The following is a 26025-nucleotide window of genomic DNA, read 5'->3' on the forward strand; positions in this document are numbered from 1 at the left end:
CTTTTTTACCCTTCCAAAAACTTTACAACTCTATGAAGAGGACATTACTTTCAGTAACACTTTTAGCATATTTTCTAACAGCCTTTGGTCAAGATGATCAAGAAATTACAGCACTAACACTCGACGACTGTATTGAGACTGCATTGGAGCGAAACATTCGATTGAAACAAGTGAGAAACAATCAAATAATCGCTGAGTCCAACAGGTTTCAGTCCATTATGAATTTTTTCCCTTCTGTGTCTGCAGGCATTAATTACGATTATTTCTTTGGTAATTTTTTCGATACCAACGCTGCACGTCAGGTATCTGAAACAACGAATAGTTCTAATCCAAATCTTTCTGCTAGAGTTGTATTGTTCAATGGATTTTCCAACCAATATTTAGTTAAACAGCGAAAAAATGAACTTTATGCTGCCGAGCAAACATCAGAAAGTACCAGAAGAGAGATTGAAAGCCTCATACTTGGTTCCTATCTGACAGTGATTCTTGATAAAGAGAATATTAAAATTGCTCAAGAGCGGGTAGATCTACTGGCAGCGCAGCTGGATAGAGAAAAAAAGAGAGAGTCAGTAGGTGTTGGTAATTTGGAGTCTGTTTATAATTTTCAAAGTCAGTTGGCAAGCCAAAAACTATCCTTGAATAATTTACAGAATACACTTCAGCGAGACTTACTTGCACTATTTCAGGCTATGGCACTTGATCCTGGTAATAAATATGAAGTTCTGCCATATGAAGTTCAGGAAGAAGATTTACTTCTTGAGGTAGCTTCATTCGATGAAGTTTTAGAAGAGTCTTTGTCTAGTAGTCCGGCTTTAATGGCTGCAAGGTCTAGTTACAGTGCTTCAAGATACATTCTCAAGTCAGCAAGAGCCCAGCGTTTACCGACTATTACTGCATCGGGAGTGATCGGATCCAATTATTCATCAAATGGAGCTAGAAACCCTTCTACTGGTGAGGTGGAGTCCAATGCATCTTTTATGGATCAGATGGAGTACAACGCATTTGAGTATTTGAACTTTTCAATGAATATTCCAATATTCACTAGATTCCAGACCAGTAATAACATTCAAACGGCTAAAGTCAATATGATCAACGCTGAACTTGATGTTGATCAGGCCTTAGTTAATGTAACCAATACCGTTCAATCCGTTTATCTTGATTTGGTTGCGGCACAGAACACCTACGTGTCGGCAAAAGAAAACCTGGAGGCTACTGCTCAAACGTTTGAATTCATGAAAAAACGCTTCGATACAGGAAATACAGATTTCTATACCTATTTAGAAAGTTTGAACAATAAGAATAGAGCAGAACTAGAGTTGATAAATGCTAAATATAGTATCGTATTCAGACAAAAAATATTAGAGATATACAAAGGATCAGAGTCTTCTGTAAACTAAGACATCACCAGACCGGATTAAAAAGTAGTTCGTATCACTTTTTAATAACCCTTTAAAAGCTCCTTCAGGGGCTTTTATTGTTTCATAGGAGTTTGGTTGAAATGGATCAATGGTGACAACTCCTTCTTCACATAAAAAGATCACTTTGCCAGATTGGATTTGGAAGTGGTCTATTCCCGCTAATTCTATTTGAGTCAGCAGGTTTCCAAACTGATCAAAGAAATACATACCTTCTTCTTTATCACTGATAATGACCAAATTTTGAAAGGCACGCATGTGCGTTACATTTTCCATGTCAATGCTCAGTGGGTTAGCAAATATGAGCTGTTTAGTCTGTAGGTTGTACTTTCTCAGCTCATTGAAACTACTACTCAAAACCCAAAGACTATTGTCTATTCCGGGAGTGCATTCATTTGCCAGTTCATCAGAATACTCACTGAGATCATATGAATTGGAGAAAGTATTGAATCTATCAAGGTAGTAGAATTCTTGTGGGCTTCTATAGAATAGGAATACTTTGAGACGATTCCATGCAGCAATCGAGGTGACAGGGAAGTTGGCTATGGCTGAGTAGAATTCACTTTCTTGTCCGTCCTGGCTAAATCGATGAAGGTTGCCTGACGAGGTGCCTAGATAGATTTGGTTTTGATTGTCAATAGAGTAACTCGTTATCTTTTCATTGACTATTAAAGTGTCAATCAGTTGCCATTCCTGTGCCGAAGAATACAAGCTGAGAGAGAGAAATAGAAATGATAAGTATTTACTCTTCATACTTTAGGCTTTTCACTGCGGTGTTACTGATTTCAATGAATTGAGAATTTTCTATCCATTCTCCTGTGTTGTAGTAACGAGCATTTTTACCAACAGGCATGTCTAGAATCATGTGTCTATGCCCGAAAATGTAGTAGTCATGGTGATTTGATTCTTCTACATTCATGCAGTGAATGAATATGGGTTCTTTTTCTCCCAAGAACGGATCATCATGTCCTTTGCTATGTCCTGACCATGCGGTGGCCAGTTTGATGCCCAAATCAGGATGAATCCATTTAAATCCCCATTGAGATAGTTTATTGGTGAAGATGCTTTTAAAAAACTTGAACTTAAGATCTCCTGGGCCAAGACCATCACCATGTCCAATTTGTATTTTATGCTTTCCAACTAGGAATGATTTCGGTTCTCTATGGATTGTTGCATCCAGCTCTTGTTCGAAATAATCAAACATCCAGATGTCATGATTTCCAGTGAAGAATATTAGGTCAATACCTAATCCTTTCAATTCTATAAGCTTTGTGTAAAATCGAAGAAAACCTTTAGGAACAACTTGACTGTACTCAAACCAAAAGTCAAATAAGTCACCAGCCAGAATGATGGCTTGAGCATTGTGCTTGATTGAATCCAGCCATCTACCAATTTTCTCTTCACGTAGTTGACTTTCTTTTACGTTTGGATGTCCCAAATGGAAATCACTGGCAACATAGATTCGCTTATCTGCTGGTAAATTTTCGTAAGTAGTAATCATAAAAAAAGGGAGCCGAAAATCAGCTCCCCAATATAATCAATGTTATTATTAGACTTACTTGTTATCTTCCTCTAGTGGTTCTTCTACAGATTCTTCAGAGGGTTTTGGTTTGTCTTGTTCGCTTTCTACTTCAGTGCGAATATTCGCTTTGATCTTCTCGATGTTATCAGCTTTTTTCTTGGCTTCAGCAGCTTCTTGCTCATCACGTTCATCGTTGATGTTTTTCGTTTGAGTAAACTGCTCGTAAGCCGTCTGATGCTCGAAAGGTCGCTTTCCAATCAGCTCTTCAAGATCTGCCTGGAAAATGATCTCTTTTTCTAGAAGTTTCTGAGCTACAATCTCCAATTCATTGCTTCTCTCTTTCAGAAGGTTCTTCGTGTGATCGTAGGCTTCATCAATAAGCTTTTTCACTTCTTTATCGATCAATTCTGCTGTTGCTTCAGAGTATGGTTTTTGGAAGTTGTATTCAGACTGTTTGCTGTCATAGTACGACACATTACCAATCTTATCATTCATACCATAGATAGTTACAATGCTGTAAGCCACTTTAGTAATTCTTTCCAAATCACTCAATGCACCTGTTGAGATTTTACCGAAGATCAACTCCTCAGCGGCACGACCACCAAGAGCCATACACATCTCATCAAATAGCTGCTCTGTTTGATATAGGAATTGCTCTTTTGGTAAATACTGCGCATATCCTAATGCAGCAACACCTCTTGGTACAATACTTACTTTCACCAAAGGATCCGCATGCTCTAAGAACCAACCAGCTACTGCGTGACCAGCTTCATGATAAGCCACAATCTTTTTCTCCTCAGGAGAGATGATTTTGTTTTTCTTCTCAAGACCACCGATGACTCTATCTACGGCATCCTGGAAATCTTGCATATCTACCGCTTTCTTATTTCTACGAGCTGCTATCAATGCTGCTTCGTTACAAACGTTCGCTATTTCAGCTCCAGCAAATCCTGGAGTTTGAGCTGCAAGTTTCTTTGGATCTACGTCTTCTTGAAGTTTTATTGGCTTCAAGTGTACTTTAAATATCGCCTCTCTACCAATGATGTCTGGTTTGTCTATACTGATCTGTCTGTCAAAACGTCCTGGTCTCAGCAAAGCTGAATCTAATACATCTGGACGGTTAGTAGCAGCGAGGATGATTACTCCAGAGTCAGTTGAGAATCCATCCATCTCTACCAATAGGGAGTTCAAAGTATTCTCACGCTCATCGTTAGATCCTGGCATTTGACCTTTACCTCTAGATCTACCAATTGCATCGATCTCATCAATAAATACAATACAAGGTGCTTTTTCTTTTGCTTGTTTGAACAAGTCTCTAACTCTAGCTGCACCTACTCCTACGAACATCTCAACAAAGTCAGAGCCTGACAAAGTGAAGAACGGTACGCCAGCTTCCCCAGCTACAGCTTTTGCTAATAAGGTTTTACCCGTTCCTGGAGGGCCTACAAGGAGAGCACCCTTAGGAATCTTTCCACCAAGATTGGTGAATTTTCCAGGGTTCTTAAGGAAATCTACTATTTCCTTGATTTCTTCTTTCGCTTCTTCAAGACCTGCCGCGTCATTGAAAGTGATCTTCACTTTATTCTCAGCATCAAAAAGTGCAGCTCTAGATTTGCCAATGTTGAAGATTTGTCCACCAGGGCCACCGCCACCGGTCATTCTTCTCATCAAGAACCAGAAACCGAATATTAAAAGGAAAATGAATCCCCAGTTGAAGAACAAACTCGTAAGATCCTGTCTGTCTTCTGCTTCATATCCAATTCGTTGGTCCTCTGGAAGCTCAGACATCAGTTCTTCAAACTTCTTATCGAAAACTTCAGGGCTAATTACCTTGAATTGATAGTGCGGTCCTGCATTATTTGAAAAAGGAGACTGCTCCTCTAAATCAATTTTATATTTCGTGTTTTGAAGCGCCTCAGGTTTTAGAGTTACTTCAACTACATCCTGATTTTTGATCAGAACCACTCGCTTCACATCATTTGCCAACACCATCTGCTCGAATCGCTTCATTGGAATGGTCTTGGCAGAACTATTTTTGCTGAAATATGAAAAACCGAACACGACCGTAATCAATACTACAATAATTAGTAGCTGATAATTAGGCCTGTTTGGCTTCCCTCCCATGAGTGGTTTTTGTTGTCTCGGTTTGTCCGCCATTATATATTTATCCTCAAATGTTTATTCCTACAACGCTCATCAGAGATTTTAGTTCTCTGAATCAATATTAGTGATTTTTGCGTCACCCCACAGCTCTTCTAAGCCATAGAAAGATCGCTTTTCTTTGTTGAATACGTGTGCTACAACGTCTACATAATCTATGATTATCCATTCATTGTTTTGTTTTCCCTCACGTTTCCATGGATTTTGCTTGGTATGCTTGTGAACTTCCTCTTCTACAGAATCAGAAATCGCATCGATTTGGGTATCGGAGTTACCAGAGCAAAGTACAAAATAATCTGCTATTGAATTTTTGACCTCCCGCAAATCCATCACCACCACGTCTGAAGCCTTTTTTTCTAACATTCCCTGCACAATCAACTCACTTAACTCGTTAGAACTTATTGCTTCTTTAGCCTTTGCCTGCATTCATTAATAGTTTAAACTAATTTTAATCTCAAAAATACGAATATAACTTGCATAAATACTTTGCCAAACCCTTATTTCTAGGGAAAAAGATTGAATTCCTGACAGAATGTCACAGTACTAATGATGAGTTGCTCTCAAGAATTAGGATTAAGGACGAACAGGAGGGGTTTATATTGTATACCGACAATCAAATTAAAGGAAAAGGTCAGCGTGGCAATGCGTGGTTGAGTGAACCTGGTCAAAACCTGCTTTTCTCCATTTTATTAAAACCAAAGAATTTACAAATTGGTCATTCTCATTATCTTAACCTGATAGCCGGTCTGGCAGTGTGCCATACTTTAGATCAGTTATTCAATCTCAATACAGAGCTAAAATGGCCTAATGATGTCTATGTCAATGATAGAAAGATTGCTGGGATTCTTGTGGAGACTGTTTTGTCAGGACATTTGGTAGATGATGCGGTGATAGGCATTGGACTCAATGTAAATCAAAGTCATTTTGCTCTACCATCAGCTACGTCTGTTCAAATAGAGACCGGTTCAAAAACTGATCGTGAATCACTTCTAGAATCCATTGTGTCAGGCATCGAGGCACAATATCTTTTCCTCAAATCTCAGGCATATGACAAGATTAAGGCTGCTTATTATCTAAAAATGAGATGGCGAGGAGAGTTACACGAGTTCAGGGACAATAATGGTGTTTTTGAAGGAGAGATTATCGGTATTGATGAAACTGGAAGATTACTCGTCAAAACTTTAGAAGTACTCAAACGTTACGACGTGAAGGAAATCCAATTCCTGCATTAATAACTAAACAATATTTATTCACTAATTTTGCGGTCCTTATAAATTAACTGACATGATCGAGGAAAAAGTAAACTACAAAGTAAAAGATATCAATTTAGCTGAATTTGGAAGAAACGAAATCAAATTGGCGGAGGCAGAAATGCCTGGTTTGATGTCTCTAAGAGAGGAATTTGGTCCTAGTAAAATTTTAAAAGGAGCTCGAATCGCAGGTTGTCTGCACATGACTATTCAGACTGCCGTTTTAATCGAGACTTTGGTTGAATTAGGTGCTGAAGTTACCTGGTCATCTTGTAATATATTTTCTACTCAAGATCATGCAGCTGCAGCTATTGCAAAAGCTGGAGTTCCAGTTTTCGCGTGGAAAGGTCTGAATGAGGAAGAATTTGATTGGTGTATAGAGCAGACTTTGTTTGCTTTTGAAGGTGGAAAACCATTGAATATGATCCTTGATGATGGTGGTGATTTAACTAACATGGTTTTGGATAGATATCCTGAGTTGGTACCAGAGATCAAGGGTCTTTCTGAAGAAACTACAACTGGAGTTCACAGATTGTATGACAGAATGAAAAAAGGTACACTTCCAATGCCTGCTATCAACGTTAATGATTCTGTTACTAAGTCTAAATTTGACAACAAGTACGGATGTAAAGAGTCTTTGGTAGATGCAATCAGAAGAGCAACTGACGTAATGCTTGCTGGTAAAGTAGCTGTAGTTGCTGGTTATGGTGATGTTGGAAAAGGTTCTGCAGCTTCCTTGAGAGGTGCTGGCGTTCGTGTAATCGTTACAGAAATTGATCCGATTTGTGCACTACAAGCTGCAATGGATGGTTTTGAGGTGAAGAAAATGTCTGACGCAGTTTCTAGAGCGAACATCATCGTTACAGCAACTGGTAACAAAGACATCATCAGAGGTGAGCATTTCAAATTGATGAATGACAAAACGATTGTTTGTAACATCGGTCACTTTGATAATGAGATTGACGTAGCATTCTTGAACGAGAATTATGGAAACACGAAAGTTGAGATCAAACCTCAGGTAGATCTTTACAACGTAGATGGAAACGAAATCATTTTGTTGGCTGAAGGTCGATTGGTAAATCTTGGTTGTGCGACTGGTCACCCTTCATTCGTAATGTCCAACTCATTCACGAACCAAACATTGGCTCAAATAGAATTGTGGACTAACTCAGATAATTATGAGAATGCGGTTTATACGCTTCCTAAGCATTTGGATGAGAAAGTAGCAGCATTGCACTTAGCTAAAATTGGTGTTGAACTAGATACTTTGACTGAAGATCAAGCTGAGTATATCGGTGTGACTGTTCAAGGTCCATTCAAACCAGAAGCTTATAGATATTAATCGTTTGATTAGACATAAATTGAAGCTGTATTCCTGTGGGATACAGCTTTTTTTATGCTTATGAAGATTCTTTTCACTACACATCAAGGCGAGTTGGCTGGATCTACCATGTCCATCTACTATCTGTCTAAAGGATTGGCAGAGCGTGGACATCAAATTCATGTGGGGGTAAGAAAAGGTACTTTATTATGGCAGAAATTGTCAGACATCCAAAATCTGACTTTGCATGATCTGCAGATTGATTCTTATATTGATAGGAAAGCCTGTCAGCAAATCAAGAAGATTGTAAGAGATAATCAGATTCAAATTATCAATGCTCAAGGTGGTAAAGACCGAAACCTGACAATTCTTTCTAAATGGTTGTTTGGTTTGGATGTGAAAATCGTTTTCACAAGAAGACAGAGACCTAGAAATGAGCCATGGATTAAGCGTTGGTTTCATACTCGAGGTACAGATAAAATCATTATGATCAGTAATGGTCTTAAGGAGATTTTTTTATCCAAGGGGTATCATTCAGATCATATGAAGGTCATTCACAATGCTGTTCCTTCAGATTTGGAATCAGCTATCAACCAAGAAAAAGTAGAGGTGTTAAAAGCTCAATATGCTATCACGGGAACAACGGTGGTTGGCTGCCTGTCTAGAAAGAAAAGCCAGGAGCAGTTACTGGAGGCATTCAAATACCTGCCTGAGGAGTACCTTGGTCTGTTTGTTGGCATAGGTGAGGAGGAAGTAGATGAAAAGCTAGTTTCTAATCTTAAGCAGCCATTAATTTTTACTGGTTTACTAAATCATGAGGAGGCCTTGCACCATTTAAAGTTGATGGATGTGAATGTGTTGCCTTCCTACCTAGATGGGTTTGGTTTGGTTTTGGTAGAATCAATGTTGCTGGAAGTGCCAGTTGTCGGATCCAATTTCGGCGGCATTCCAGATGTGATAGAAGACGGGAAGACCGGTTTGCTTTTTGAAAATGGTAATCCGAAACAATTGGCAGAACAAATTCAACGAATAATCGAGAATAAGCAACTGTCGGAACGACTTAAAAAGGAAGGTAAGAAAGTTGCCAAAGAGAAATTCTCAATCGAAACCATGCTAAATAATTACGAAAGCTTCTTTCAATCAATTCTTTGATAGAACTTCCTCGTACAACATTATTGTCTGGTCTATTCCTATTTGATAACTGAATTTTTGTGCTTTATGATAAGCATTTTCAGTAAGTCTTTTGGACAGGTTGAAATCTTTAAGTAATTCAATTGCTTGTTTCGCTAGTTCTGCCGATTCTCTTGACGAGAATTTTCCAGTGTCATTATGCTGGATTAGTTCAGGAATACCACCCACATCAACAGACACGACAGGAGTTCTAGTTACGAATGCTTCTAATATCACATTGGGGATACCTTCATTTCTAGAAGTAATCATAAGCAGATCAAGACTACTTATTGCAGCAACAGATTCCTTTAAGAAACCAGTGAAATGGAACACCTCTGCTAAATTCTGTTGATGCACTTGACTCATCAGATCATCTTTCAAGTTCCCTGCTCCAATCATGAGGAATTCAGTGTCAGGGAGTGTTTGACTAATTTTTGCAGCAGCTTGAATAAATAGGGAAGGATCTTTTACATCCGTTAAACTCCCAACAAAACCAATTACTCGCTTGCCTACGAGTTGAGGGTATCTTGTTGTTAAGAAATCTCTATCAATCTTTTCCTCTGTTTGCGAGATGTTTACGCCTCCGTAAATAGTTGTAAGCTTGTTTTCATCGACAAGCTTTGAAACGGCTGTCCGTACTGCTTCCGAAACGCAGATAATTTTCTTGATAGATGGATGATTGTATTTATACCTCGAAAAGGAATTAGTTTTTAATGGAGAACTCATTCGTCTGGTCACAACAAGAGGAGGGATCTTCAAAAACAATTGAACTATTACTCCAAGAGTATGCGCCCTGGAAGTATGTAAGTGGATGATGTCAGGCTTGAATTGGTTGCAAACTCTGATAAACTTGAAAACTAATTGGAGGTTATATGGTGAAGATGACGCAACACAATAGTGATTTAAGTGATTGTCTTTACAGTATTGATGAAGCTTAGAATTACGAACACAAAATAGACGACTCTCTGTGGAAGCACCCTCGATCAGTTGGATCAGTTGTTTTTCTCCACCTCCCCAGTGAGTTTCTAGATTGACATGAAGTACTTTCATCTATTCTCCTGTTGAAGAGTGAGTAGTTTTTTATACTTCAGGTATTTCGATTTGGCCGACAAGCGTGCAATGATAAACCCATATTTCCCATCAAGAAAACCTCCTTTGATCACGTAATCACGAAAAAATTTCCACATTGGACTGAACAGCACTAGAAACCAATTTGACTTCTTTCCTAAGGAATGCATTGATTTGGCTCCTATTGAAGCATAGTTTTCTATTCTTGCTCGGTGCTCACTTACAGAATCGAATGCATAATGAAGAATATCACCTTTCAGTTTTTTTGGTTTCAGACCTTCGTTAAGTATGACTAGATCATGAGGGTTTTGACCTTGCCATGATCCTTTAGATTTATGCCACAGACGTAATTTCCAATCCGGATACCAGCCTCCATATTTAATCCAATGACCGGCATAATTTGTCAGTCGATTTAGTTCATAGCCAGCACTGAGGAAACCGAGAACTTTTTCTTGATTAATGGAATCAATTAGTTCTTCTGATAGTACCTCGTCCCCATCAACAGCTAACACTAAGTCATGTTGAGTTTTTCCTAGAGCATAATTTTTTTGCTCGACTTGACCTTCGTAAGAATGTGAGAAAAATTTCACTCCAAAATTCATACAGATTTCAGGCGTATTATCGCGGGAAAAGCTATCAACCACTATGATTTCATCTGTCACTCGTTGAAGTGCACGGATACACGACTCAATATGTTGAGCTTCATTATAAGTAATAACGACTCCTGAAACTTTCATTTATCACTGCTGAATCTAACCGGTTTTGGTGCTTCGTACGTTAAAGTATACAAGTATATGATGTTTCGGGAACTCACTTTTGTTACAAGGTTGAAATCTATTTAGAATAATTACAAACTATTCCCGAGGACTCACGTAATATCATGTACATACATGAATAATGTCCAAACAATTAGCGGGCAATATTACTTTTATTATAGCATGCAGGAGGTTAGTAAACATAAAATGACGAGCGAAGCAACACATAGAAGGGAGTACAGTGACTTGGAAAGAAAGACCATTTTTGATGGCGAATTTCTTCCTCACGTAGATGCTATGTACAATTTTGCCTATCGTCTCACTTTTGATCAGGATGATGCAAAGGATCTGGTGCAGGATACTTTTATGAAGGCATACAGGTTTATTAATTCATTCGAAAAAGGAACGAACGCCAAGGCTTGGTTGTACCGAATCCTAAAAAATAGTTTCATTAATGATTTTCGCAAGAAGAGCAAGGAGCCGGGTAAAGTAGATTATCAGGAGGTTGAGAACTTCTACAACTCAGAAAATGTTGATGAAAGCAAGACGGTTGATTTACGTATCGATACAGTAAAGGATATGATGGGCGATGAGGTTACCAATGCGCTCAATGCCTTAGCTGTGGATTTCCGTACCGTCATCATATTGTGTGATCTGGAAGGGTTTACCTACGAAGAAATGGCCAAAATATTGGACATTCCGATAGGTACAGTAAGATCAAGATTGCACAGAGCAAGAAATCTGCTGAAAGAAAAACTAAAGTCCTATGCTGAATCCATGGGCTATAAATAAACTTTTTATTTAGTTTGTAGATTAATTTTTATCGACCATGTCAGAGACATCTGAGAAGAAAGAAAGCAACGGTTGTGCTGAGTTTAAAAAATGTTTAGAAATTCTTCATTTAATGTTGGCTAATGAAGCCTCATCAGACGAAGAAGGTTATTTCCATGAACACATTGGTAATTGCATGTTCTGCTTCGAGCAATACGAAGTAGAAAAGCAGATCAAAGAACTCTTACAAACCAAACTAGCTAACCGACCAGTGCCTGCTGATCTGGCTGCAACTATTCGTTTAAAAGTTTTTCAATCAGCATAGATTAATGTCTCAAGGCAAGGCTGTTATTTTCTGTGCTCCATCCGGAGCAGGCAAGACCACTATTGTACAACAACTAGTTAAAAGAATTCCTGAGCTTAGATTTTCCATCTCAGCAACCACACGATCCAAACGTGATTATGAGGAGCATGGAAAAGATTATTTCTTCCTTACAAAAGATCAGTTTGATCAAAAATTGGAAGAAGATGAGCTATTTGAGTGGCAGGAAGTTTACGCAGGTACTTTTTATGGCACTCTAAAATCAGAAGTTGAAAAGATCTGGGATCAGGGATTTCATGTCATTTTCGATATTGATGTGGTAGGAGGTGTCAATCTCAAAAAAAGATTAGGTGATCGGGCATTGGCAATTTTTGTCAATGCCGAAAGTGTAGAGGTTCTAAGAGAGCGTTTAACTAATCGGAATACGGAAACTCCTGAGTCACTTGAGAAAAGAATAGGAAAGGCTGTTGAGGAAATGGCTTATGCTCCTAAGTTTGACTATGAGTTGGTCAATCGAGTTTTGGAGGACGCTGTGGATGAAGCTGAAAACCTGGTTAGAGATTTCATTAAATGAAAGTAGGTTTATTCTTCGGTTCGTTCAACCCAATTCATATTGGTCATTTGATCATTGCCAATATAGCTCAGCAGAATACTGATATCGACGAAGTGTGGTTCATTGTATCACCTCAGAATCCATTCAAACAGAATAAGAATTTACTTCATGAGTTTGATCGGCTGGATTTGGTTCAGCAGGCTATTGCTGAAGATTTTCATTTTAAAGTCAGTGATATTGAGTTTAATATGAATCGACCTAGTTATACAATTGACACATTAGCAGTTCTTCGGGAGAAGTACGATCATGATTTTAGACTGATCATAGGGGAGGATAACCTGGCTTCTTTTACAAAATGGAAGAATCATCAGATCATACTGGATGATTTTGGATTAATCGTATACCCCAGACCTAATTCGAAAGAGAGTGAATTAATAGATCACCCTAGGGTAGAAATGATAGAGGCACCAAAAATCGATATCTCTGCCACATTAATTCGAAAAATGATTCGAAGTGGAAAATCTATCAAATACCTGGTGCCTGAATCGGTTCAGCAGCAAATAATTGCTAAAAAATTCTTTCTTGACTAGATAGTCATGATGTCTTTCTCCTTTGCCACAAGTAGTTCATCTACTTTAGCAGTATGAGCATCAGTTATTTTCTGAACCTCATCCTCTGCGCCCTTGATGGCATCTTCAGGAGCTCCATCTTTCAATAGCTTTTTCAAACCATCCATGATCTCTTTACGAGCATTACGGATACTTATTTTGCCATTTTCAATCTCACCTTTAGCTTGTTTCACTAAAGAAAGTCTTCTTTCCTCTGTCAATGGTGGTATATTAATTCTGATCAATTCACCATCATTCTGAGGATTAAAGCCAAGATTAGAGTTGATGATTGCTTTTTCAATCTCTGGGATCATTTTCTTTTCCCATGGCTTAATGCTGATTGTTCTGGCATCCGGAGTAGTTACAGAAGCTACCTGACTCAACGGAGTTGCTGCGCCATAGTACTCCACTGTTACACCGTCTAGCATGCTTGGCATGGCTTTTCCAGCTCTAATTTTAGTAAGTTCAGCGAATGTGTGCTGGACAGCTTTGTCCATCATCTCCTGCGCCTGATCTAAATAAAAATCTATATCGTCCATTATTCAATAAGGTTGTCTTATTAACTAATTAAAGTACCAACGTTCTTTCCTTCTACGATGTTAAGGAGATTACCCGGCTTATTCATATCAAATACGATGATCGGAAGATTGTTTTCCATACATAGTGTAAAGGCAGTCATATCCATGATATTAAGTCCTTTTTCGTATGCTTCCTGGAATGAGACTTCATCGTATTTAGTGGCAGTTGGATCTTTTTCTGGATCGGCTGTATATACTCCGTCCACTCTAGTTCCTTTAAGTACTACATCCGCTTCTGTTTCAATGGCTCTCAAGCTAGCAGTAGAATCTGTTGTAAAGTATGGATTACCAATACCTGCACCGAAAATTACAATTCTGTTTTTCTCTAAGTGTCTTATAGCTCTTCTTCTAATAAATGGTTCACAAACCTGTTCCATTTTTAGACCAGACATTAATCTGGTATACATTCCATGCTTTTCCAGCGAGCTTTGTAGCGCCATAGCATTGATTACAGTAGCAAGCATGCCCATGTAATCACCCTGTACTCTATCAATTCCCGATTTTTCACCATCTACTCCTCTGAAAATATTGCCACCGCCTATTACGATTGCTAATTCAAGTCCCAAATCATGGACTTTTTTAATTTCCTGGGCGTATTGTTCCAACCTGTTAGAGTCTATACCGTGGTTCTTTTCGCCCATTAGAGCCTCACCGCTTAGCTTAAGGAGTATCCGCTTGTATTTCATGAAAGGGGTTTTACTTTTCTTTTTCAGTTAAAATTTCACAAAAATATAAAGAATCTAATACCTGTGGCTATGATTCTAAAAAGATATCAATACTTGATTTTTTTCTACGTTGTTACCTTTCTCAACATGAAGTTTTTGAATGGTACCATCAGTAGGTGATTTAATGATGTTTTCCATCTTCATAGCCTCTAGTATTAAGAGAGTGTCACCAGTTTTCACCTCGTCACCTTCTTTCACTGCCACATCTATAATAGCACCAGGCATTGGAGCTACAAGTTCACTGATCTCCTCTGTTAAATCCAGATCCATCCCAAGTTGTTCTAAAATTTGAGCGATATGATCTTTTACATTCACATTTAAAGAGTAGCCGTTAATAGAGAGTTCTAAATAATTTTCATCTCGAGATACTACATAAAGGTTGTAGTTCTTGTGATCCACTTCTAGAAGGAAATGATTTTTTTCAATTTTATTAATTGAGTAATGTTGTTCTTTTCCATTGATTAATAGAAGGTTATCTTTTGATTTCAACTCAAATTCTTGAGCTTCCTCAATTTCTATCTGTAATTTCATGGGTGGGTATTTTTTTATTGACGCTATTATAATTAAAATCGCGCTTCCAAAGTGCGAATCACGGTTTAATTCAATGTTGAAAGGGCCTGATTTTCTGAGGACAAAAAATCATTTTTAGATTTATTTCTAAAAGTTTGATAAAAATAAAAAAGCGTATAATTTTGCATTCCCTTTTTCGGGGGACATCCTGAAGAGGAGAGTACTTTGATAGTTTGAAAAATTTAGTTGGGGGGATACCAAAGCGGCCAACTGGGACGGACTGTAAATCCGTTGACTTATGTCTTCGAAGGTTCGAATCCTTCTCCCCCCACTGTTTTTATAAGCGGGTGTAGCTCAGTTGGTAGAGCGACAGCCTTCCAAGCTGTAGGTCGCGGGTTCGAGCCTCGTCACCCGCTCAAAAAATATCAAATTTAACTCTTTGATTCCCAGAAGCCGATGTAGCTCAGGGGTAGAGTGCTTCCTTGGTAAGGAAGAGGTCACGGGTTCAAATCCCGTCATTGGCTCTAGATTTATCAAAGGGGAAATCCGCCTTATTGGTGGAGAATTTTTGCATTTATTTAGATACAACTTATACAATAATTTATTTTAGGAATTAAACCGAGGATTATCAAACATGGCTAAAGAAACCTTTGATCGTTCAAAACCGCACGTTAATATCGGTACTATTGGTCACGTTGACCATGGTAAGACTACGTTAACTGCTGCTATTTCTTCTGTACTTGCTGCAAAAGGATTTGCTGAGGTAAAAGACTTCTCTTCTATCGATAACGCACCAGAAGAAAAAGAAAGAGGTATCACTATCAACACCTCTCACATTGAGTACCAAACAGAAAAGAGACACTACGCTCACGTTGACTGTCCAGGTCACGCCGATTACGTGAAAAACATGGTAACTGGTGCTGCTCAAATGGACGGTGCTATCATCGTGGTGGCTGCAACTGACGGTCCAATGCCACAAACAAGAGAGCACATCCTTTTGTCTCGTCAGGTAGGTGTACCTGCTCTAGTAGTATTCATGAACAAAGTTGACTTGGTTGACGATCCTGAACTTCTTGAGCTAGTAGAAATGGAAATCAGAGAGCTTCTTTCTGATTACGATTTCCCAGGTGATGACATTCCAGTTATCCAGGGTTCTGCTCTAGGTGCATTGAATGGTGAGCCTTCATGGGTTGCTAAAGTAGAAGAGTTGATGGATGCTGTTGATGAGTACATTCCACTTCCAGAGCGTCTAATCGACAAAGATTTCTTGATGCCAGTAGAGGACGTATTCTCTATCACAGGTCGTGGTACTGTTGCTACAGGTAGAATCGAAAGAGGTGTAATCAACTCTGGTGATCCTGTTGATATCATCGGTATGGGTGCTGAAGGTCTTAAGTCTACAATCACTGGTGTTGAGATGTTCCGTAAGATCTTGGACAGAGGTGAAGCTGGTGATAACGTAGGTCTTCTATTGAGAGGTATTGAGAAGTCTGAAATCAGAAGAGGTATGATTATCTGTAAGCCTGGTTCAGTAACTCCTCACGCTCACTTCAAAGCTGAAGTTTACGTTCTTTCAAAAGAAGAAGGTGGACGTCACACTCCATTCTTCAACAAATACCGTCCACAGTTCTACCTTAGAACTACAGACGTAACTGGTGAGATCATGCTACCTGAAAACGTAGAAATGGTAATGCCAGGTGATAACGTAACAATCGATGTTAAATTGATCAACCCAGTTGCTCTTGAGAAAGGACTTAGATTCGCGATCAGAGAAGGTGGTAGAACTGTAGGTTCAGGTCAGGTAACTGAGATTCTTGACTAAGATTTAATAAAAATGCGGCTAAAATTAAATTTTTAGTCGCATTTGTTTATAATAAATCATTCATCTAACTTTGCAGTCCTTTTTGGGCTGCTTGGTTTTTATACGGGTGTAGCTCAATTGGCAGAGTAGTGGTCTCCAAAACCATTGGTTGGGGGTTCGAGTCCCTCCTCCCGTGCAACTTGAACAAAGACGATGGATAAAGTAATTTCTTTCTTTAAGGAAGCGTACGACGAATTGTTACACAAAGTAACATGGCCGAAATATTCTGAACTACAGAGTAGTAGTATACTAGTACTTGTAGCTTCTTTAATTTTCGCACTTATGATTGGTCTTTTCGATCTTGGATTCGAAAATGCCATGAAATGGTTTTATAACGAATTTTAAGAATGTCAGAATTCAAGTGGTATGTAGTGCGTGCCATAAGTGGCCGCGAAAAGAAGGTGAAAAGTTACCTGGAACAAGAGATTACCAGAAATGGTATCGATCAGCTTGTGCCTCAGGTGCTTATCCCGTCTGAAAAGGTTTATGAAATGAGAAACGGTAAGAAGCGTGTTCGTGAGCGCAACTTCTTCCCGGGTTACATTCTTATACAAGCTGATTTGAGCAATGGCGAGACTCAGCACATAATAACCAACACACCAGATGTGATTGGTTTCCTTGGCGAAGGATCTACCAGTGCTTCCAAAGATCCAGTTCCTCTTAGACAAAATGAGGTTAACAGGATATTAGGTAGAGTTGACGAAGCTGAGGAATACGAAGAGCAATTGGATACTCCATTTATCGTAGGAGAAACAATCAAAGTAATGGATGGTCCATTCTCTGGTTTTACTGGTACGGTAGAGGAGGTATTCGAGGATCGGAAAAAGTTAAACGTTACAGTTAAAATTTTCGGAAGAAATACTCCTGTAGAGTTGAATTACATACAGGTAGAAAAACAAGAATAATCTAATGGCAAAAGAGATTACAGGTTATTTAAAACTCCAAGTTAAAGGTGGTGCGGCAAACCCGTCTCCTCCTGTTGGACCTGCACTTGGTGCTAAGGGTCTTAACATCATGGAGTTTTGTAAGCAGTTTAACGCTAGAACTCAGGACAAACAAGGTCAGGTTTTACCAGTATTGATTTCAATCTATTCTGATAAATCATTCGACTTTGTAATTAAAACTCCTCCAGCTCCTGTATTGATTATGGAAGCTGCTAAGATCAAAAAGGGTTCTGCTGAACCTAACAGATCTAAAGTGGGATCAATTACCTGGGATCAAGTGAAGGCTATTGCAGAAACTAAAATGCCTGACTTGAACGCGTTCAAAATTGAATCAGCGATGAGACAGGTTGCAGGTACTGCAAGAAGCATGGGCGTAAAGATTTCTGGAAAAGCACCTTGGGCTAACTAATATCAGTACAATGGGAAAGTTGACAAAAAATCAAAAGAAAGCGAACGAACTGGTAGAGGCGAACAAAGAGTATTCTATTGAGGAAGCAACAGAATTGGTGAAGAAAATTACCTTTTCGAAGTTTGACGCTTCAGTAGATATCGATATTCGTTTAGGGGTTGACCCAAGAAAAGCGGACCAGATGGTTAGAGGTGTGGTAGCTTTACCAAACGGTATTGGTAAAGAAGTACGAGTACTTGTACTTTGTACACCAGACAAAGAAGAAGAAGCAAAAGCAGCTGGCGCTGATCACGTAGGACTTGATGACTATATCACCAAAATTGAAGGTGGATGGACTGATATCGATGTGATTATCACTATGCCAACTGTGATGGCAAAAGTAGGTAGACTAGGTAGAGTATTAGGGCCGAGAGGTTTGATGCCAAACCCTAAGTCTGGTACAGTAACAATGGATATTGCACAAGCTGTTACAGATGTGAAGGCTGGTAAGATCGACTTTAAAGTAGATAAGACTGGTATCATTCATACAAGCATCGGTAAAGTTTCTTTTGATCCTAATAAGATCAAGGAAAACGCTGTGGAGATGATCCTTACAGTTGCTAAGCTTAAACCTGCTTCTGCAAAAGGAACATACTTTAAATCAATCACTATCTCAAGTACAATGAGTAAGGGGATTGCAATCGATAAAAGTAGCATAGCTGGAATATAAGACGTTATGACTAGAGAAGAAAAAGCACAAGTAATTGCTGGCTTAACTGAAAAGTTCCAGCAACATCAACACTTCTATATTACTGATACTTCTGGTCTATCTGTAGGAGAGATCAACAAGTTCAGAGAGATGTGCTTCAGTAAAGGCATCGAATATAGAGTGGTTAAGAATACTTTGATTAAGAAAGCTCTTGAGAACCTAGAAGCAGATTTTTCTGCACTAGATGACGCTCTTAAAGGATTTTCTGGAATTATGTTCGTTGAGGAAAATGCAAATATTCCTGCGAAAGTTATTAAGGACTTCAAAAAGACGGACAAGAATCAAAGACCTAAGTTTAAGGCTGCTTCCATAGATACAGATATATTCATCGGAGAGGATCAATTAGACGCGCTGAGCAAGCTTAAGTCTAAGCAAGAACTAGTCGGTGAGGTTATCGGATTACTTCAGTCACCTGCTAAGAACGTTATTTCTGCTCTTAAGAGCGGAGGCGATACATTAGCCGGTCTAGTAAAAACACTACAAGAGAGAGAATAAGATTATTAACAAAATTAATTGACGATTAAAAATGGCAGATTTAAAAGAATTCGCTGAACAACTAGTAAACCTTTCAGTAAAAGAGGTAAACGAACTAGCTACAATCCTTAAGGATGAGTATGGTATCGAGCCTGCAGCTGCAGCAGCTCCAGTAATGGTAGCTGGCGGTGGTGCTGAAGGTGGTGATGCTGCTGAAGAGAAGTCTTCATTCGACGTTGTTCTTAAGTCAGCTGGATCAGCTAAGCTTGCTGTAGTTAAGCTTGTTAAAGAACTTACAGGACTTGGCTTGAAAGAAGCTAAAGAAATGGTAGATGGTGCTCCTAGCAACTTGAAAGAAGGAGTAGCTAAAGATGAAGCAGAAGCGCTTAAAAAGCAGCTTGAAGAAGCTGGTGCTGAAGTAGAATTAAAATAATAATTCATTCATCATACTAAGCTATTGGGCCTGGCCCCTGACAGAAACGTCAGGGTCAGGTCTTTTGCTGTTTGTATCTACTACACATTGTTCTTGATACTTATTTTGAACTAAAATAAACAAAGCTTTGGCTAATAATACACCAGAGAGAATTAACTTCTCATCCATCAAATCTGTAATCGATTATCCTGATTTTCTGGACGTACAGCTTAAGTCATTTGTGGACTTTTTCCAATTGGATACTCCATCTGAAAAAAGAAATTCAGAAGGTCTGTACAAAGTATTCATGGAAAATTTTCCGATTTCCGACTCGAGAGAGAATTTTGTACTAGAATTTGTTGATTACACAGTTGATCCTCCAAAATACTCTGTTGATGAGAGCATTGAGCGCGGATTGACTTATTCAGTTCCCCTCAAAGCTAAACTTCGTCTCCTATGTAATGACGAAGAAAACGAAGACTTTGAGACCATCGAGCAAGAGGTGTTCTTGGGGAACATCCCTTATATGACCGAAAAAGGTTCATTTGTGATAAATGGTGCTGAGCGAGTTATCGTTTCGCAGCTTCACAGATCACCAGGTGTATTCTTTGCTCAAAGTAAACACACTAACGGAACGCTACTTTATTCTGCAAGAATTATTCCATTCAAAGGATCTTGGATAGAGTTTGCTACGGATGTAAACAACGTAATGTATGCTTACATCGACCGTAAAAAGAAATTCCCTATCACTACCCTTCTAAGATCTATTGGATATGGATCAGATAAGCAAATCCTTGATTTGTTTGGTCTATCGGAAGAAGTAGAAGCTACAGCTAAAGATCTTAAGCCTGTAGTTGGTAGAAGACTTGCTGCAAGGGTTCTAAGAACCTGGACAGAAGACTTTGTGGATGAGGATACTGGAGAGGTAGTTTCTATTGACAGAAACGAAGTTATCTTAGAAAGAGATAGCATCATTTCTGAAGATGATATTGAAACAATTCTTGATTCTGGTTCTAAGTCTATCATCCTGCACAGAAAGGATGTTAATATCACTGATTATAGTATCATCTATAACACGCTTCAGAAAGATAATTCAAACTCTGAGAAAGAAGCGGTGGAGCAGATTTATCGTCAATTAAGAAACACTGACGCTCCAGATGAGCAAACTGCTCGTGATATCATCCAAAACCTATTCTTCTCAGACAAGAGATATGATCTAGGAGAAGTTGGTAGATATAGAATTAACAAGAAGTTAGGGTTAGAGCTTGGATATGACAAGAGAACTCTAACAACTGAAGATATTATTCTTATCGTTAAGTACTTGATTGGTTTGATTAACAGTAAAGCTGTTGTCGATGATATTGACCACTTAAGTAACAGACGTGTAAGAACTGTAGGTGAGCAATTATATGCTCAGTTTGGTGTAGGTCTTGCTAGAATGGCAAGAACTATTCGTGAGAGAATGAATGTAAGAGATAATGAGGACTTCAAGCCAGTTGATTTGATCAACGCTAGAACGCTTTCTTCTGTTATCAATTCATTCTTTGGTACCAACCAGCTTTCTCAGTTCATGGATCAAACGAACCCATTGGCTGAGATTACTCACAAGAGAAGAATGTCTGCATTGGGACCAGGTGGTCTTTCAAGAGAAAGAGCAGGTTTCGAGGTTCGTGACGTTCACTATACACACTACGGTAGACTTTGTACTATTGAGACTCCGGAGGGTCCAAACATTGGTTTGATTTCATCATTATGTGTTCACGCTAAAGTGAACCAGATGGGATTCATCGAGACTCCTTATCGTGATGTTCAAGAAGGTAAAGTTAACATGTCAAGTAATGTAAATTATTTGACTGCTGAAGAAGAAGATACTTACAACATCGCTCAGGCTAATGCGCCGTTAGACGATGATGGAAACTTCTTAAACGATAGAGTTAAAGCACGTTTTGAAGGTGACTTCCCAGTTGTTGAACCAGCTGAGTTGAAGTACATGGACGTTGCCCCTAACCAAATCGTATCGGTGGCAGCATCAATGATTCCTTTCTTGGAGCACGATGATGCGAACCGTGCGTTGATGGGATCAAACATGCAACGTCAGGCAGTTCCTTTGTTAAGACCTCAGGCGCCTATCGTAGGTACCGGTCTTGAGAAGAGAGTTGCTATCGATTCAAGAGCACTTGTTGTGGCTGCTGGTCCGGGTGAAATTGAATATGTAGACGCTAAGAAAATTGTTGTGAAATACGAGAAGTCTAAAGAAGACTTATTGATTTCTTTCAACAGTCAGTCGGTTACATATGAATTGACCAAGTTCAGAAGAACTAACCAGGACACTTGTATCAACTTGAAGCCTATTGTTAAGAAAGGTGATAAAGTAGAAAAAGGTCAGCCACTATGTGAAGGTTTCGCAACAGAGAAAGGTGAACTTGCTCTTGGTAGAAACCTATTGGTAGCATATATGCCATGGCAAGGTTACAACTTTGAGGATGCGATTGTAATTTCTGAGAAAGTTGTAAGAGAGGATATTTTCACTTCTATCCACATCGATGAGTATGAGTTAGAAGTAAGAGATACTAAGAGAGGTGAAGAAGAATTAACTTCTGAGATACCAAACGTAAGTGAGGAAGCTGTTAAAAACCTTGATGAAAATGGTATCATCAGAGTAGGTGCTGAGATTAAGGAAGGTGATATTCTAATTGGTAAGATCACTCCTAAAGGTGAAACTGATCCAACTCCAGAAGAGAAACTTCTTAGAGCAATCTTCGGTGACAAGGCAGGTGATGTGAAAGATGCATCATTGAAAGCTTCTCCATCATTGAGAGGTGTTGTTATAGACACTAAATTGTTCTCAAGACCTAAGAAAGATAAAGATTTAAGAGCTCGTACTAAGAAAGAGGTAGAACTTCTTAAGAGTAGATACAGCCAGGATCTTACAGCGATCAGAAATCAAATGATCGATAAGTTAGCAGAGCTTCTTGAAGGACAAACATGCCAGGGCATTAAGCATAAGTTTGGTGATGAGGTAATGTCTAAAGGAACTAAGTTCTCTAGAAAGAATATCGAGGCTAACTTATTCCCAGCTAAGAACATTTACCGAGACGAAAGTAACTACAATGTTCCTGAGGAAGCAAACTTGATTTCTGACTTAATAATTGAAGACTGGACTACAGATGAGCACGTTGATAGCTTAATCTTCCAAATGGTGAAGAACTACATCAACAAGCGTAATGAGGTTTCTGGTATCTTCAAGAGAGAAAGATTCACACTAGAAGTTGGTGATGAACTTCCTGCAGGTATTGTTCAGCTTGCTAAAGTTTATGTTGCTAAGAAACGTAAACTAAAAGTAGGTGATAAGATGGCAGGTCGTCACGGTAACAAAGGGGTTGTAGCTCGAATCGTAAGACAAGAGGATATGCCATTCATGGCAGATGGAACTCCGGTTGATATCGTATTGAACCCGCTAGGTGTACCTTCTCGTATGAACATCGGTCAGATTTATGAGACTGTACTAGCTTGGGCTGGTTTGAAATTAGGTAAGAAATACGCTACTCCAATCTTTGATGGTGCATCAGAGGATGAAGTACAAGCAGAATTGAAAGAAGCTGGTCTTCCATCATTCGGAAGATCTTATCTATACGACGGTCTTACAGGTAAGCGCTTTGATCAACCAGTAACTGTAGGTGTGGCATATATGCTGAAACTTGGTCACTTGGTAGATGATAAGATGCACGCAAGAAGTATCGGACCTTACTCATTGATTACTCAACAGCCACTTGGAGGTAAAGCTCAGTTTGGTGGTCAGCGTTTCGGTGAGATGGAGGTTTGGGCACTTGAGGCATTTGGTGCTGCTAACGTTCTTCAAGAAATCTTAACTATTAAGTCGGATGACGTAATAGGTAGAGCAAAGGCTTATGAAGCTATTGTGAAGGGCGAGAACATGCAGAAGCCGAACATTCCTGAGTCGTTCAACGTTCTTGTTCACGAACTTCGTGGATTGGCACTTGAAATTACCTTAGACTAATAATTGAATAATAAGTCCCTCGAGAGGGGGACTAATACATAGATCATTTAATTATGGCATTCAGAAAAAACAAAAAACTGACTAACGACTTCTCTAAAGTGACGATAAGCTTGGCTTCTCCGGAATCCATCTTAGAGAGCTCGCATGGGGAAGTTACTCAGCCTGAAACTATCAACTACAGAACTTATAAGCCTGAAATGGGTGGATTGTTCTGTGAGAGGATCTTTGGTCCGGTGAAAGACTGGGAATGTCATTGTGGAAAATATAAGAGAATCCGATACAAAGGAATTATCTGTGATCGATGCGGTGTTGAAGTAACCGAGAAAAAGGTTAGAAGAGAACGTATGGGTCACATTGAATTGGTTGTTCCAGTTGCTCACATCTGGTATTTCCGTTCATTACCTAACAAAATTGGATACCTTCTTGGTCTTCCTACTAAGAAACTAGATCAGATCATCTACTATGAAAGATATGTAGTTATCCAGTCTGGTATCAAAGAAGAAGATGGTATCAACGAAATGGATTTCTTGACAGAAGAGGAGTATTTAGATATACTTGATAAGCTTCCTAGAGAAAACCAAATGCTTGATGATGATGATCCACAGAAATTCATCGCTAAGATGGGTGCTGAGGCTCTTGAAATGTTGCTTTCTAGAATTCAATTGGACGAGTTGTCTTACCAGTTGAGACACCAGGCTGCAACTGACACATCTCAGCAAAGAAAGGCAGAAGCTCTTAAGAGATTGAGAGTAGTTGAGGCATTTAGAGATGCTAAAACAAGAATCGAGAACAAGCCAGAGTGGATGGTTATCAAAATGGTTCCGGTTATTCCACCAGAACTTAGACCATTAGTTCCTTTGGATGGAGGTCGATTCGCTACATCTGATTTGAATGATCTATATAGACGTGTTATTATCAGAAACAACCGTCTTAAGAGATTGATTGATATTAAAGCTCCTGAAGTAATTCTTAGAAATGAGAAACGTATGCTTCAAGAGGCAGTTGATTCATTATTTGATAACTCAAGAAAAGTGAACGCTGTAAGATCTGATGGAAACAGAGCTTTGAAATCTTTGAGTGATATGCTTAAAGGTAAGCAAGGTCGATTCCGTCAAAACCTATTGGGTAAAAGGGTTGACTACTCAGGTCGTTCGGTGATCGTAGTAGGTCCTGAGTTGAAGATGCACGAATGTGGTCTTCCTAAGGATATGGCTGCAGAGCTATTCAAGCCATTTATCATTAGAAAGCTGATTGAAAGAGGTATTGTAAAAACTGTAAAATCAGCGAAAAAGATTGTTGATCGTAAGGATCCGGTAGTTTGGGATATTCTTGAGAATGTATTGAAAGGACACCCTGTACTACTTAACCGAGCTCCTACACTTCACCGATTAGGTATTCAGGCATTCCAGCCGAAACTTATTGAAGGTAAGGCGATTCAGCTTCACCCATTGGTATGTACGGCATTCAACGCCGATTTCGATGGTGACCAGATGGCGGTACACGTACCACTGGGTCATGAAGCTATTTTGGAGGCATCTTTATTAATGCTTTCATCACACAACATCTTGAACCCTGCGAACGGTGCACCGATTGCTGTACCATCTCAGGATATGGTACTTGGTTTATACTATATTTCTAAAGGAAGAAAGAGTACTGAAGAAGTACCAGTTCCTGGTGAAGGCTTGACTTTCTATAGTGCGGAAGAGGTAATTATTGCTTTGAATGAAGAGAAGATCTCTAATCACGCACACATTAAAGTAAGAACTAAAGTACGTAACGAAGACGGAACTCTTGAAACGAAGATCGTTGAGACTGTTGCGGGAAGAGTATTGTTCAACCAGCATGTTCCTGAAGAAGTTGGATACGTAGATGAGTTGTTGACGAAGAAAAAGCTTCAGCAGATCATTTCGCACGTGTTCAAAATCACGGGAATGGCTAGAACTGCTCACTTCCTGGATGATATTAAGGAGCTTGGTTTCCAAATGGCTTACAAAGGCGGTCTTTCAATGGGTCTTGATAACATTCAGATTCCAGAGGAGAAAGAAGGTCTTGTAGCACAAGCTAAAGAAGAAGTAGATGCAGTTTGGAACAACTACTTGATGGGGCTTATCACTGACAATGAGCGTTACAACCAGGTAATTGATATCTGGACAAGAACGAATACATTGTTGACCAACACGTTGATGAAACAGTTGGAAGAAGACAACCAAGGATTCAACTCTATCTACATGATGATGCACTCTGGAGCAAGGGGTTCAAGAGAGCAGATTCGTCAGCTTGGTGGAATGAGAGGTCTGATGGCAAAACCACAGAAAAACCTTCAAGGTTCTGTTGGTGAAATCATTGAAAACCCAATACTTTCAAACTTTAAAGAAGGACTTGATGTAATTGAGTACTTTATCTCTACACACGGTGCACGTAAGGGTCTTGC

26 protein-coding genes and 4 tRNA genes are annotated in these 26025 nt (G+C 39.1%); 21 read left to right on the forward strand and 9 right to left on the reverse strand.

Going from position 1 to position 26025, the window contains the following annotated elements; translation table 11 throughout:
* Positions 1-32 precede the first annotated feature (32 nt).
* Positions 33-1397 carry a TolC family protein gene (locus NXS00_RS22825; protein ID WP_258101603.1) on the forward strand — a complete coding sequence of 455 codons (1365 nt, stop codon included), beginning with the start codon at positions 33-35 and terminating at the stop codon, positions 1395-1397.
* On the opposite strand, the gene NXS00_RS22830 is transcribed toward NXS00_RS22825, so the two are convergent.
* From NXS00_RS22830 to rsfS, 4 genes are read right to left on the reverse strand one after another with little or no spacing between them, the layout of a single operon-like run.
* Entirely contained in the window at positions 1377-2168 is a 792-nt protein-coding gene (locus NXS00_RS22830) for a hypothetical protein (RefSeq protein WP_258101604.1), read from the reverse strand. The genes NXS00_RS22825 and NXS00_RS22830 overlap by 21 nt on opposite strands.
* Positions 2158-2916, reverse strand: a complete 759-nt coding sequence (locus tag NXS00_RS22835) for a UDP-2,3-diacylglucosamine diphosphatase (protein WP_258101605.1) — start codon at positions 2914-2916, stop codon at positions 2158-2160. The genes NXS00_RS22830 and NXS00_RS22835 overlap by 11 nt, the downstream gene beginning before the upstream one ends.
* 54 nt (positions 2917-2970) lie before the next feature.
* Positions 2971-5094, reverse strand: a complete 2124-nt coding sequence (ftsH, locus tag NXS00_RS22840) for an ATP-dependent zinc metalloprotease FtsH (RefSeq protein ID WP_258101606.1) — start codon at positions 5092-5094, stop codon at positions 2971-2973.
* Positions 5095-5142: 48 nt separating this feature from the next.
* On the reverse strand, positions 5143-5523 hold the full coding sequence (gene rsfS, locus NXS00_RS22845) for a ribosome silencing factor (RefSeq protein WP_258101607.1): 381 nt from the start codon (positions 5521-5523) through the stop codon (positions 5143-5145).
* A 47-nt stretch (positions 5524-5570) separates the two neighbouring features.
* Between rsfS and NXS00_RS22850 the strand changes: the two genes are divergently transcribed.
* The 3 genes from NXS00_RS22850 to NXS00_RS22860 are packed head-to-tail and all read left to right on the forward strand — an operon-like array spanning position 5571 to position 8820.
* Positions 5571-6329, forward strand: coding sequence for a biotin--[acetyl-CoA-carboxylase] ligase (locus NXS00_RS22850; protein WP_258101608.1), 759 nt, complete (start codon positions 5571-5573; stop codon positions 6327-6329).
* Positions 6330-6381: 52 nt separating this feature from the next.
* Entirely contained in the window at positions 6382-7689 is a 1308-nt protein-coding gene (gene ahcY / locus NXS00_RS22855; RefSeq protein ID WP_258101609.1) for an adenosylhomocysteinase, read from the forward strand.
* A 60-nt stretch (positions 7690-7749) separates the two neighbouring features.
* Positions 7750-8820 carry a glycosyltransferase family 4 protein gene (locus NXS00_RS22860; RefSeq protein WP_258101610.1) on the forward strand — a complete coding sequence of 357 codons (1071 nt, stop codon included), beginning with the start codon at positions 7750-7752 and terminating at the stop codon, positions 8818-8820.
* Here the strand turns inward: NXS00_RS22860 and NXS00_RS22865 are convergent.
* Both NXS00_RS22865 and NXS00_RS22870 read right to left on the reverse strand, forming a co-directional pair.
* Positions 8809-9888, reverse strand: coding sequence for a glycosyltransferase family 4 protein (locus tag NXS00_RS22865; RefSeq protein ID WP_258101611.1), 1080 nt, complete (start codon positions 9886-9888; stop codon positions 8809-8811). The genes NXS00_RS22860 and NXS00_RS22865 overlap by 12 nt on opposite strands.
* Complete coding sequence (locus NXS00_RS22870; RefSeq protein WP_258101612.1) at positions 9885-10643, reverse strand: glycosyltransferase family 2 protein; 759 nt, start codon at positions 10641-10643, stop codon at positions 9885-9887. Before NXS00_RS22870 ends, NXS00_RS22865 begins: the two co-directional genes overlap by 4 nt.
* A 225-nt stretch (positions 10644-10868) precedes the next feature.
* Here NXS00_RS22870 and NXS00_RS22875 point away from each other — a divergent pair, with 225 nt between their 5' ends.
* From NXS00_RS22875 to nadD, 4 genes are read left to right on the forward strand one after another with little or no spacing between them, the layout of a single operon-like run.
* Positions 10869-11453 carry a sigma-70 family RNA polymerase sigma factor gene (locus NXS00_RS22875; RefSeq protein ID WP_258101613.1) on the forward strand — a complete coding sequence of 195 codons (585 nt, stop codon included), beginning with the start codon at positions 10869-10871 and terminating at the stop codon, positions 11451-11453.
* A 37-nt stretch (positions 11454-11490) separates the two neighbouring features.
* Entirely contained in the window at positions 11491-11757 is a 267-nt protein-coding gene (locus NXS00_RS22880; protein ID WP_258101614.1) for an anti-sigma factor, read from the forward strand.
* Positions 11758-11761: 4 nt separating this feature from the next.
* The gene (gmk, locus tag NXS00_RS22885; RefSeq protein ID WP_258101615.1) at positions 11762-12328 is read left to right on the forward strand and encodes a guanylate kinase; all 567 of its coding nucleotides are present in this window, start codon (positions 11762-11764) and stop codon (positions 12326-12328) included.
* Entirely contained in the window at positions 12325-12897 is a 573-nt protein-coding gene (gene nadD / locus NXS00_RS22890; RefSeq protein WP_258101616.1) for a nicotinate (nicotinamide) nucleotide adenylyltransferase, read from the forward strand. Before gmk ends, nadD begins: the two co-directional genes overlap by 4 nt.
* Here nadD and frr read toward each other — a convergent pair.
* The 3 genes from frr to NXS00_RS22905 all read right to left on the reverse strand — a co-directional run bounded on the left by frr (position 12894) and on the right by NXS00_RS22905 (position 14749).
* Positions 12894-13454 (reverse strand): ribosome recycling factor, encoded by a 561-nt coding sequence (gene frr / locus NXS00_RS22895; protein WP_258101617.1) that lies wholly within the window; start codon positions 13452-13454, stop codon positions 12894-12896. The two genes, nadD and frr, sit on opposite strands and share 4 nt — an antisense overlap.
* A gap of 20 nt (positions 13455-13474) precedes the next feature.
* Entirely contained in the window at positions 13475-14179 is a 705-nt protein-coding gene (gene pyrH, locus NXS00_RS22900; RefSeq protein ID WP_258101618.1) for a UMP kinase, read from the reverse strand.
* A 75-nt stretch (positions 14180-14254) separates the two neighbouring features.
* Positions 14255-14749 carry an acyl-CoA carboxylase biotin carboxyl carrier protein subunit gene (locus NXS00_RS22905; protein ID WP_258101619.1) on the reverse strand — a complete coding sequence of 165 codons (495 nt, stop codon included), beginning with the start codon at positions 14747-14749 and terminating at the stop codon, positions 14255-14257.
* Positions 14750-14976: 227 nt separating this feature from the next.
* On the opposite strand from NXS00_RS22905, the gene NXS00_RS22910 reads away from it, so the two are divergent.
* The 13 genes from NXS00_RS22910 to rpoC all read left to right on the forward strand — a co-directional run.
* A tRNA-Tyr gene (locus tag NXS00_RS22910) sits at positions 14977-15059 on the forward strand.
* Positions 15060-15071: 12 nt separating this feature from the next.
* Positions 15072-15144, forward strand: a tRNA-Gly gene (locus NXS00_RS22915).
* A 36-nt stretch (positions 15145-15180) separates the two neighbouring features.
* Positions 15181-15252: transfer RNA gene (locus NXS00_RS22920), tRNA-Thr, on the forward strand.
* Positions 15253-15362: 110 nt separating this feature from the next.
* Positions 15363-16550, forward strand: a complete 1188-nt coding sequence (gene tuf, locus NXS00_RS22925) for an elongation factor Tu (protein ID WP_258101620.1) — start codon at positions 15363-15365, stop codon at positions 16548-16550.
* A gap of 102 nt (positions 16551-16652) precedes the next feature.
* A tRNA-Trp gene (locus tag NXS00_RS22930) sits at positions 16653-16725 on the forward strand.
* Positions 16726-16742: 17 nt separating this feature from the next.
* Positions 16743-16934 (forward strand): preprotein translocase subunit SecE, encoded by a 192-nt coding sequence (gene secE, locus NXS00_RS22935; RefSeq protein WP_258101621.1) that lies wholly within the window; start codon positions 16743-16745, stop codon positions 16932-16934.
* A gap of 2 nt (positions 16935-16936) precedes the next feature.
* On the forward strand, positions 16937-17494 hold the full coding sequence (gene nusG, locus NXS00_RS22940) for a transcription termination/antitermination protein NusG (RefSeq protein WP_258101622.1): 558 nt from the start codon (positions 16937-16939) through the stop codon (positions 17492-17494).
* A gap of 4 nt (positions 17495-17498) precedes the next feature.
* Entirely contained in the window at positions 17499-17942 is a 444-nt protein-coding gene (gene rplK, locus NXS00_RS22945) for a 50S ribosomal protein L11 (RefSeq protein WP_258101623.1), read from the forward strand.
* 10 nt (positions 17943-17952) lie between these two features.
* The gene (rplA, locus tag NXS00_RS22950) at positions 17953-18651 is read left to right on the forward strand and encodes a 50S ribosomal protein L1 (RefSeq protein ID WP_258101624.1); all 699 of its coding nucleotides are present in this window, start codon (positions 17953-17955) and stop codon (positions 18649-18651) included.
* A 6-nt stretch (positions 18652-18657) separates the two neighbouring features.
* Positions 18658-19185 (forward strand): 50S ribosomal protein L10, encoded by a 528-nt coding sequence (gene rplJ / locus NXS00_RS22955; RefSeq protein ID WP_258101625.1) that lies wholly within the window; start codon positions 18658-18660, stop codon positions 19183-19185.
* 31 nt (positions 19186-19216) lie between these two features.
* Positions 19217-19597: a 50S ribosomal protein L7/L12 gene (gene rplL, locus NXS00_RS22960; RefSeq protein ID WP_258101626.1), complete on the forward strand. Its 381-nt coding sequence runs from the start codon at positions 19217-19219 to the stop codon at positions 19595-19597.
* 115 nt (positions 19598-19712) lie between these two features.
* A complete protein-coding gene (rpoB, locus tag NXS00_RS22965; RefSeq protein ID WP_373418679.1) occupies positions 19713-23594 on the forward strand; it encodes a DNA-directed RNA polymerase subunit beta in 3882 nt (1293 codons plus the stop codon).
* A 53-nt stretch (positions 23595-23647) separates the two neighbouring features.
* Positions 23648-26025: DNA-directed RNA polymerase subunit beta' (rpoC, locus tag NXS00_RS22970; protein WP_258101628.1), on the forward strand; the 2378-nt coding region annotated here is incomplete at its 3' end.

This window comes from Marinoscillum pacificum (genome assembly GCF_024714495.1).
Classification (GTDB): Bacteria; Bacteroidota; Bacteroidia; order Cytophagales; family Cyclobacteriaceae; genus Marinoscillum; species Marinoscillum pacificum.

Bases quoted from the DNA above. Each gene is read 5' to 3' on its own strand.
- rplA (WP_258101624.1), top strand. From the start codon at position 17,953: ATGGGAAAGTTGACAAAAAATCAAAAGAAAGCGAACGAACTGGTAGAG.
- gmk (WP_258101615.1), top strand. From the start codon at position 11,762: ATGTCTCAAGGCAAGGCTGTTATTTTCTGTGCTCCATCCGGAGCAGGC.
- ahcY (WP_258101609.1), top strand. From the start codon at position 6,382: ATGATCGAGGAAAAAGTAAACTACAAAGTAAAAGATATCAATTTAGCT.
- rplL (WP_258101626.1), top strand. From the start codon at position 19,217: ATGGCAGATTTAAAAGAATTCGCTGAACAACTAGTAAACCTTTCAGTA.
- secE (WP_258101621.1), top strand. From the start codon at position 16,743: ATGGATAAAGTAATTTCTTTCTTTAAGGAAGCGTACGACGAATTGTTA.
- tuf (WP_258101620.1), top strand. From the start codon at position 15,363: ATGGCTAAAGAAACCTTTGATCGTTCAAAACCGCACGTTAATATCGGT.
- NXS00_RS22875 (WP_258101613.1), top strand. From the start codon at position 10,869: ATGACGAGCGAAGCAACACATAGAAGGGAGTACAGTGACTTGGAAAGA.
- NXS00_RS22865 (WP_258101611.1), bottom strand. From the start codon at position 9,888: ATGAAAGTACTTCATGTCAATCTAGAAACTCACTGGGGAGGTGGAGAA.
- NXS00_RS22835 (WP_258101605.1), bottom strand. From the start codon at position 2,916: ATGATTACTACTTACGAAAATTTACCAGCAGATAAGCGAATCTATGTT.
- NXS00_RS22870 (WP_258101612.1), bottom strand. From the start codon at position 10,643: ATGAAAGTTTCAGGAGTCGTTATTACTTATAATGAAGCTCAACATATT.
- frr (WP_258101617.1), bottom strand. From the start codon at position 13,454: ATGGACGATATAGATTTTTATTTAGATCAGGCGCAGGAGATGATGGAC.
- ftsH (WP_258101606.1), bottom strand. From the start codon at position 5,094: ATGGCGGACAAACCGAGACAACAAAAACCACTCATGGGAGGGAAGCCA.
- pyrH (WP_258101618.1), bottom strand. From the start codon at position 14,179: ATGAAATACAAGCGGATACTCCTTAAGCTAAGCGGTGAGGCTCTAATG.
- NXS00_RS22830 (WP_258101604.1), bottom strand. From the start codon at position 2,168: ATGAAGAGTAAATACTTATCATTTCTATTTCTCTCTCTCAGCTTGTAT.
- rplK (WP_258101623.1), top strand. From the start codon at position 17,499: ATGGCAAAAGAGATTACAGGTTATTTAAAACTCCAAGTTAAAGGTGGT.
- nusG (WP_258101622.1), top strand. From the start codon at position 16,937: ATGTCAGAATTCAAGTGGTATGTAGTGCGTGCCATAAGTGGCCGCGAA.
- nadD (WP_258101616.1), top strand. From the start codon at position 12,325: ATGAAAGTAGGTTTATTCTTCGGTTCGTTCAACCCAATTCATATTGGT.
- rsfS (WP_258101607.1), bottom strand. From the start codon at position 5,523: ATGCAGGCAAAGGCTAAAGAAGCAATAAGTTCTAACGAGTTAAGTGAG.
- NXS00_RS22860 (WP_258101610.1), top strand. From the start codon at position 7,750: ATGAAGATTCTTTTCACTACACATCAAGGCGAGTTGGCTGGATCTACC.
- NXS00_RS22905 (WP_258101619.1), bottom strand. From the start codon at position 14,749: ATGAAATTACAGATAGAAATTGAGGAAGCTCAAGAATTTGAGTTGAAA.
- rplJ (WP_258101625.1), top strand. From the start codon at position 18,658: ATGACTAGAGAAGAAAAAGCACAAGTAATTGCTGGCTTAACTGAAAAG.
- NXS00_RS22880 (WP_258101614.1), top strand. From the start codon at position 11,491: ATGTCAGAGACATCTGAGAAGAAAGAAAGCAACGGTTGTGCTGAGTTT.
- NXS00_RS22825 (WP_258101603.1), top strand. From the start codon at position 33: ATGAAGAGGACATTACTTTCAGTAACACTTTTAGCATATTTTCTAACA.